Source organism: Congregibacter sp. (assembly GCF_047617445.1).
GTDB lineage: Bacteria > Pseudomonadota > Gammaproteobacteria > Pseudomonadales > Halieaceae > Congregibacter.
Map to the genome: position 1 here is coordinate 1 of NZ_JBLGBE010000115.1, position 8400 is coordinate 8400.

Consider the following 8400-nt stretch of genomic DNA (forward strand, 5'->3'; position numbering starts at 1 on the left):
GGGTCGGGAATCATGTTTATAGTGGTCCGGGCAGAATGCGCCCACGACGAGTAACACAGGTTTTGAACATACAGTATGTTTTACTGTCGCTCAAGTATTCTTGGGCGCCTAAGTGAGATCAATAGGTGCTCAAAGTTAGTGATACGCGAGACTCAAGAAGCAAAAGAACAGCAAGTAAGACAACAAAAAAGGCGCTGGATATTCACCCAGCGCCTTTGACTAACCAACCAATGTGACTAGCGGACTACCAATTCAACCCGGCGATTACGCTCACGTCCATCACGACTGTCGTTGCTGGCAACGGGACTAGCTTCGCCACGCCCTGTTGCGCGCAGCTGATCGGCGTCAACACCCTGGGATACCAGGTAATCGACGGCCGCCTGAGCACGACGCTCGGACAGTTTCTGATTGTATGACTCGGGGCCCGAGGTGTCGGTATAGCCGACTACATCCATCTTCACACTGCTGTGCGATTTAATCACCGACACAGCGGCATCAAGTGCAGAGCGTGAGCCCGCATCCAATGTTGCACTATCAAAGGCAAAGCCGAGACGATCAACCGTCAGTACCACCTCATCCTTCACAGGACAGCCTGTCATGTCGACCTTCACACCCGCTGGCGTATTGGCACACTGATCTTTGTAGTCAGCAACGCCGTCGCCGTCGCCATCCAAAGCACAACCGTTCATATCGACTTCGGCACCGGCAGGTGTGCCAGGGCAGCGATCTTTGTCATCAGTCACGCCGTCGCCGTCACTATCTGATGGAGCAGCAGCAACAGCCATGGGCTCAGGCTCTTCCAGATCACAGATTACCGCGCCAACCCCTGCACCAACCGCAACACCCGCCACGGCTCCTGCGCCTGCTCCAGATGCACCAATAGCACCGCCAAGCGCACTCGTGCCGACGATGCAGGTCTCATAATCACGCTCTGTTACGCTACTACAGGCAGTGAGCGCTATAGCCATAAGAAGCACAAAGAGCCGAACTGTCAATTTCATGGTGGTGTCCTTTCTTTTCTTTAATTTTTGACGAATTTGTGGGTTCTGGGCTCAAAATTCAGGCTATTCGCCGAACTTTGGCTTTTCTATCATCATCTCCCCTTATCGGCAGAGTACACCATTTATAAGACAGCGCACATCCTTAAACCGAGGTCAACATCGACGATGCTAGACTTCACAGAACAGGGTAGAAAGCAGACGCAATCGATGTACGAAACACTCGAACTGGAACATCAGGGAAACATCGCCCGGCTGTGGCTGAACCGGCCCGACAAACTCAACCCCTTGTCACTGCAAACACTGGAAGAGCTCACCAACGCTGCGGCAGAGCTGAATCGGGACAAGTCGCTCAAAGTCGTCATTGTCGGCGGTAGAGGACGCTGCTTTTCGGCCGGAGCCGATCTTGCGGGATTTCCGCAACCGGGAGACGCAGACGCGCGCGATGCCGCAGACGCTGGGCGGCGTATGGCTGACGCCATAGAGCAGATCCGCGCAGTGACTATTGCTCGAGTTCAGGGTTGGTGCATCGGTGGAGGGTTGGTGCTGGCCGCTGCCTGTGATCTGCGAGTCGCAGCGACAGACGCGCGCTTCTCCATCCCGGAGATAGATCTTGGCATACCGTTGGCCTGGGGCGGCATACCTAGACTTGTGAGAGAGATAGGTCCTGCACTCACCAAAGAGTTGGTTATGACCTGCCGCCCCTTCGATGCGGCAGAAGCCCTGAACGCGGGGTTTCTGAACAAGACGGCAGAACCCGACGCTCTGGATGATGTCGTGGATGCGTTAACACAAGCGATCGCTCAGCGGCCGAGCTTTGCGGTTCAAGCCACAAAAAGGCACGTCGACGCAGTCACCGCCAATCAGGTGGGCCTCTCTCGATCCTGGTCTGACGCTGATAGCCTACTGTCAGGCCTTATGGATCCAGAGTGCCAAGAGTCGCGTGAACGCTATATCAATGCGCGCCAAAGAAAGTAAGGCGCTCATTAACCACCTACTAACGCCTGATCCAGCATCACCTCCAGACGAAACACAATGCCCAGGACACCCTCGCGCTTGTCTTCGTACAGATCCCGACGCCAGTTATAGCTAGGCTCGATCTCGTAGTATAAAAACTGCCGAAAGAACTGTTTGCGATACAAAAACCCCAAACGGTAGTTGGTCTCGAAATTCTCAGGCTGATCGCGGCCGCTCACGGCCACAAAGTACTCAATCGCACTGGGGAACTTCTCGTGATCATCGAGCCAGCGCCGATAGGTGATGCCGGTATTCCAGTCCCAAAAGTCTTTTTCTTCGCGAAAGCGGACGCGGCCGTTCCAGCGAAGCAGGCTCTTGTCATCGAGAATTCGGTTCACATCAAAGTTTGTAAGGGAGCGATGGCCGTCCTCCGAATGGTATTGCAGACGCTGGGTAAAGCGCGCCCAACTGTTGTCGGTGATGGGCTGTTGATAACGAAAACGTACTCCCGGTAATATCGCCGGCCCGGATCGCAACGATAAGGTCGCGTCCAGACGCGTTCGACGGCTATTTCGAAAGTTAAATCGCACGCCCACATCGTTCTCTTCCGCACGCTCTTCCTCAGTCAGCGTTTGCTCTGACTCTTCGCCCGAGAAAACCAAATCGACGCGCTCAGATAGCTTAGGCAGGCTGATCTGACCCCGCAGCCGGACCTTGAGGTCATGGCCATCGCGCTCATCCCAGTCATCCAGGAATATCGCTCGTACGAACGTATCAGCCCTTTCAGCATCACGCACCGGAGCCCCAAAAAAGTCATCCATCCATTGCGCCAAGGCCTGAGCCCGGTTGGTCGCATATTCGTGACCACTATCGACCCAATGTGGCCCCCCCGGATCGGTAATGGGTTCTACGGGTGTCTCTGAGATTTCGTCAGGTTCGGCGGCGCCCAAGGAGCCAATGGTCTTTGACTCCACCTCCGATTGCAGTTCCGACTGATCCGCGAACGCCTGCGATTGGAGCAGCAGGAGCATGACCCCGCCAATCAGACAGAATCCCAAGGTTTGGGTGAATTGTGTGGCCCGAGCGCGCATTTGCATAGGTTTAGCATATTGCAGCGGCGATGGCAGCAGTAAACTGTAATGTGTGATTCGTCACGTATTTGGCACATCAATTGCTGATAAAATCATCGACCACAAAATCGTCAAAAAACAACTGAATAAAAAGCAGAGCGCGTGAAGCCCAATAAGACAGAAGCCAGCCCACTTACCCAGTTCCTTCGCATCGCTGTTTGCGCCTTCATATGTGGAGCTCTCTCGGTCGGGGCTCGTGCACAGACGCCTACAGTCGCGCTCACGGGCCTCCCGGCGACGCCGCTGATTGGTGAATCGTTCTGTGTGGACGCCAGCTTTACAAATACCGATTCGACGACTGGCTATGGGCCTTATCTGATAGCGGTGGTTGACGCAGGTATTCGACAGTTAAGTGTTGATTTCGTGGACATCGCCCCAAGATTGGAGCAATTCGGCACTTTTGACGCTTCTGGAGTTTTAACTGACCCTGTTTCTGGCACCATCCTGACGGGTAACCCCGGTGGCAGCGCGTGGCTGGCACGCTATCCCGTAGGCTCCGTCGACCAGGGGCAGCCCGATCTTGTGATGACGGTCTGTGCTGTGGTCGAACCCGGCGCAGATATTGGCGTGGCCAAGCCCGTCGAAGTAATTCCGGGATTCGAGTTTGGTGACACGACCGTGGGCACCAACGGGGCGATCCTGGGAACACCGGCGAGCTCCACCGTGACGCCGGAACTCGCTCGCATCAATAAAGCCAACACCGCTCCCGAAGGAGAACGCCCCCCAGGCCCGAGCAACGCTTTCCTATATACCTGGAATGTCGACATCTCCGAAGGTGTGTCTATCGGCAGCGTCATCGTGAGTGATGCTCTACCCGCGCAAATTCAATGGACTGGCGGCGCTATCACTGTCAGTGCGCCGCTGGGAACCGGATGCGCCGTCACCTCGACACCCAATGCCGCACCCACAACCGGCGGGACTGCAACAGTAGAGTGCACTGCTGTTCTGGGTTCAGCCAGTGCGGGCGACCTTAGCGTTACCGTGCCCGTCTACATCTCAGATGTTCTTGACGAAGCAATCCCCGACAGCGAAAGCATCGTCAACACCGTCACTTTTGACTACGACTATCAAGGCATTGGATTCAATGACAGCGCCACGAGTACAGTAACCGCCGAACACGCCGCTCTCCAAAAGTCAGTAGCAGGCACCGGCCTTCCCGGGGGCGTATTAACCTACGTTTTCAATTTCCAGATGACAGACTATCCCGATGCACCTCCCGGGTCGGGAGCAAGCTCATTCATCATCGATGATGTGATCGCAGACGGACTCAGCTTTGATGGCACCGTGGCTCTAGTTATCGATGGGGCAATCCTACCCATTACGGCTACGGCCACCCCGGGACCCGGTCCGGGAGAGACTACAGTCATTTGGGATGTTGCCACAGCAGCCGGTGGCCAACTGGACAACGGCTCCAGTGGATCACTGACCTTCGAAGCCACTATTCTCAGTAATTATACTAATGGAAACCCTGTTTTAGCGGCGGACGGCTTTAGCAACTCGGCGACCCTTAGCTACGCGCTAAGCGAAGGTGGCAGTGGCTCTAACGGGTCTACGGTTACCACGCCTATTCAACCAAATATTCCAGACAAGACCATCTTCTCACCCAACCCCGCACCTCCCGTTTTGCAGCCCGGCGAGGACATCATTTTTGAGCTGTCCCTCAGTATTCCAGCCGGCAACACAGACAACGTCACCTTCGTCGACTTTTTGCCGCGCCCGGTTTTCAATGTGGCCGACTTTGTTGAGGCAACCGACCTATCGATCCAACCACCCTTTGCCAGCCTCAATCCCACGGTAAGTACTCAGAGTAGTAACAATTCCATTCGCCTAGAGTTTGGCAATGTCGCCACGACTATTGCTTCGACGCTCAGAGTACGTTTGACCGCCCGCATCGTGGGCACGCCATTTGCTGACTCCTTGTTTCTCACAAACCTGTTACAGACAAGCTACGAAACCACAGACGGTAGAACGATAACTGACCTACAGGCCGCAGGCGGCACGGTCGGAGCTCCATCTCTAACTATCACCAAGGGTGTCATCGCCACCGATAATCCCAATGCAAGCATCACACCGGCGCCCCCTTCGAACCCAACAACCGCGACGGCTGACAGCGACGTGACTGATGTGGATGCATTCGACGAGGTGACGTATCTCCTTACCGTAGAAAATGTAGGAACAACGCCTGCCTACAACGTGACCATCGACGAACCGGCACTATCCCAGCTTGCCTGTACCGAACCCTCTGCTGGAGACGTGGTTAATGGCAATGGCGTCCAGCTGGGGTTCACCGGGACGCTGGCCGGCGGAATCGTCCTGGACGACCCGCTGGATGAGAACGATGGAACCGACGGAGCTCCCTACGGCGCAGACACGGCTTTGCTAACAGTGCGATGCGCGCTTGATGCTGCTGTAGAGCCCAGTCAAACAGTTGATAATGAGGCTGGAGTCACCTGGACCTCCATCCCTGATCCCTCTTCGCCGTTTACTCGCGTTATGGACACGGCCAGCGCTGTTATCGCGGAGCCTGTGATACGCAAAACCGTTAGCACAATCACACCCGGGTACAGCAGCGGCACGGGGGAAGCGCACATTGGCGAGATTGTGACCTACGAATTGGTCATTACTGTTCCCGAAGGCACATCGAGTAGCGTTCGACTGCAGGACATACTGCCTAATGGCATGGCCTTTGCTGATGTTGAGTCAATTGTGGCGAGTAGCGTTGAAGTGAATACTTCTGTGGGAAGCTTCAACGACGTCTTGGCCAACGCCGGCCTTAGCAACCAGGGTGGGGGTGCCACCGCGCCAGATCGCCGCCTTGTTTTCGGGCCCAACAACGATGACAGCGGATTTGGAACGGTAACCAACAACAACACAAACAACGCCATCGACGAAACCATCACCATTCGCTACCGCGCAAAAGTGCTCAACGCCTCGGTGAACGTATCGGGACAACGACGGCGCAACCGGGCCAATTGGCTATGGCAAACGGCCGGCGAATCGCGGCGCAATGTACAAGTACGCGCCGCGGCAGTACGCATCGTTGAGAGCCGACTGCAGCTTGCAAAAACCTTCACGCCCGATACAGGTGATAACAGTACACCGCCGCTGGTTACGCTGACGCTCAATCATGCCGGTGGCACCACCGCCGACGCCTTTGATGTGGCGCTGAGCGACTTGCTTCCCGATAACATGCGGGTAGATGGCCTCATAGACACAAGTAGCTGCCCTGCTCTTCCAGATACCGCTACGGTAACCGATGCGGGTTTGTCCGACAGCATAGAAGCGCGCTGGGCTCTATTTCCCGAAGGTGCAAGCTGCACACTACGTTTCCAGACTCAGTTTACGACCAACCCTGCTGCGGGAAGCACGCTTCAAAACTGCGCGGAGTCATTCTGGGAAAGCCTCAGCGACAGCGATCAGCCCGTGCTGCCCAACCCACCCACGAACACACTGGGCGTTGAGCGCACAGGAAACACTGCCGACCCGGGACAGCTCAACAATTATCAACTTCAGGGCTGCGATAACTTCAATGTGTTTGGCGTAGGCATAGAAAAACTTGTGACCGGCTCAAGCCAACCACATACCAACAACATTCCGGGCACACCTTTGGACGCCGAGTCGCTCACCATTGGTGAAACAGTAACCTTCGAGCTTATCCTTACCATTCCAGACGCGGATATTGATGAACTGGAAGTCACTGATTTGCTTCCCGTAACGTCGAATGTTCTCGAAATAGTTTCGGCAACGACCACCTTCGTGGGTGCCGACCTGACATTGTCTAGTTACCCCCAACCCATTCCGCCGGGGGGCCCCGCCGCCGTCCTGGGTGATCGAGATGGCGATGGCATAAACGACAGCGCAATCCTGAGTTACGGCGAGGTGATCCAGCTTGCGGATGGCAGTACTGACGAAGATGATCGTATTCGGATCACGGTAGTCGCGAAAGTGCGCGATGTACTGGTCAACCAAAACAACGATACAAGCAGCAACTCGGGTATCGTGCGTTTTTTCCCTTCGATTACCGCATCCGATGACGCCGCCTTAGCAATTGTAGAGCCGCTGCTTAGCATCAGCAAAGTGGCAGATACCAGCCAGGCAGAAGCCGGTGATTTTGTGACCTACACTCTTACCGTGGAGCACGCTCCGGCCTCTCGGATCGATGCTAAAGACCTCGAGCTTCGGGATCTCATTCCATCCGAACTCAATGTACTTCCTGCGGACGTGAGTGTTGGTGGAACATGTACCGCAGCGCCTGATTCGGGTCCTACGCTGATGGCGGGGGAGATCGCTGCAGATTGGGCGACCTTCCCATTGGGGGCAGTGTGTGAAATCGAGTTCTCGGCGACGATAGATGTCAGTGCGGTAATAGGACAAAGCATCAGCAACGAAGCAGAGATCCGCTGGACCAGCCTTGACACTCAAGGTGACGCCGACGACCGGAATTACGACCTCAAAGACAGTTGGCTTCTGGATATTAGTGAGCCGGGAATCAGCAAAGCCATTACCGCTATCGATATTGGCGATTTTATAGACGGTGCTCCGTCGCAGGAACTGACCTTAGGCGAAACGGTGACGTTCACTATCGATGCGGACTTCCCGGACGGTACGACAGAACAAGCGTTTATTCGGGACAATATGCCCTCCAACGGCGTTGCCTTCGAAATCGTTGGGACTGAAGTGATCGCAATAGGCAGCGACCTTGCTGTGGGCAGTGGTTTGACTATCGGTGATGCCGCTGCGGACTGCAGCGCCAGCGCACCGCAGACATGCGCACAGTGGGCGCTCGGGGACGTAGTGAACACCCCAGACAATCGTCCTGATCCAGACATTGATGATCGAATAACCGTTCAAATCGATGCCATCGTGTTAGACAATCCGCTCAATACCGGGGCACCTGGGGAAGACAAAAATCTCCAAAACCGGGCACAGCTGCTCAGCAACAGCGTAAACGTTGTGTCCAGCGCTCGCTTTGACCTGACTGAGCCATTACTTCGGATCAACAAACTCACCGAAAATGGCAACCAATCCGCGATCGTGCGCGCAGCCCAGCGCAAGTCCTTTACTCTGCGGGTAAACCATCTTGCGGCCTCTACGGCTACAGCACGGCAAATCACGGTAACGGATGTACTCAATGCCGAGATGCTTTGGGTAAACGACAGTACGGTGAGCTCGAATTGTCCGAATTTTTCTATCGCCAGTAGCCCTGCAGCACTTACCAACGGTACCGTGGTTTTTGCCATTGATTCGCTGAGCATGGCCGAGGGCAGCTGCGACATCAGTTACGAAGTCGAAGCCATTAATGTTGGATTCACAGT

4 protein-coding genes are annotated in these 8400 nt (G+C 55.2%); 2 read left to right on the forward strand and 2 right to left on the reverse strand.

The window, feature by feature from the left end:
• Nucleotides 1-236: 236 nt before the first annotated feature.
• Nucleotides 237-1001 carry an OmpA family protein gene (locus ACI9KD_RS16305; protein ID WP_414982228.1) on the reverse strand — a complete coding sequence of 255 codons (765 nt, stop codon included), beginning with the start codon at nucleotides 999-1001 and terminating at the stop codon, nucleotides 237-239.
• Nucleotides 1002-1208: 207 nt separating this feature from the next.
• Between ACI9KD_RS16305 and ACI9KD_RS16310 the strand changes: the two genes are divergently transcribed.
• On the forward strand, nucleotides 1209-1976 hold the full coding sequence (locus ACI9KD_RS16310; RefSeq protein ID WP_414982229.1) for an enoyl-CoA hydratase/isomerase family protein: 768 nt from the start codon (nucleotides 1209-1211) through the stop codon (nucleotides 1974-1976).
• A gap of 8 nt (nucleotides 1977-1984) precedes the next feature.
• On the opposite strand, the gene ACI9KD_RS16315 is transcribed toward ACI9KD_RS16310, so the two are convergent.
• Nucleotides 1985-2986, reverse strand: a complete 1002-nt coding sequence (locus ACI9KD_RS16315) for a hypothetical protein (RefSeq protein WP_414982230.1) — start codon at nucleotides 2984-2986, stop codon at nucleotides 1985-1987.
• Nucleotides 2987-3187: 201 nt separating this feature from the next.
• Between ACI9KD_RS16315 and ACI9KD_RS16320 the strand changes: the two genes are divergently transcribed.
• The coding region (locus tag ACI9KD_RS16320) for a hypothetical protein (protein WP_414982231.1) at nucleotides 3188-8400 on the forward strand (5213 nt) is incomplete at its 3' end.

What these genes read in the sequence shown, in the direction of transcription:
- ACI9KD_RS16305 (WP_414982228.1), bottom strand. Translation starts at nt 1,001, where the DNA reads ATGAAATTGACAGTTCGGCTCTTTGTGCTTCTTATGGCTATAGCGCTC.
- ACI9KD_RS16310 (WP_414982229.1), top strand. Translation starts at nt 1,209, where the DNA reads ATGTACGAAACACTCGAACTGGAACATCAGGGAAACATCGCCCGGCTG.
- ACI9KD_RS16315 (WP_414982230.1), bottom strand. Translation starts at nt 2,986, where the DNA reads ATGCTCCTGCTGCTCCAATCGCAGGCGTTCGCGGATCAGTCGGAACTG.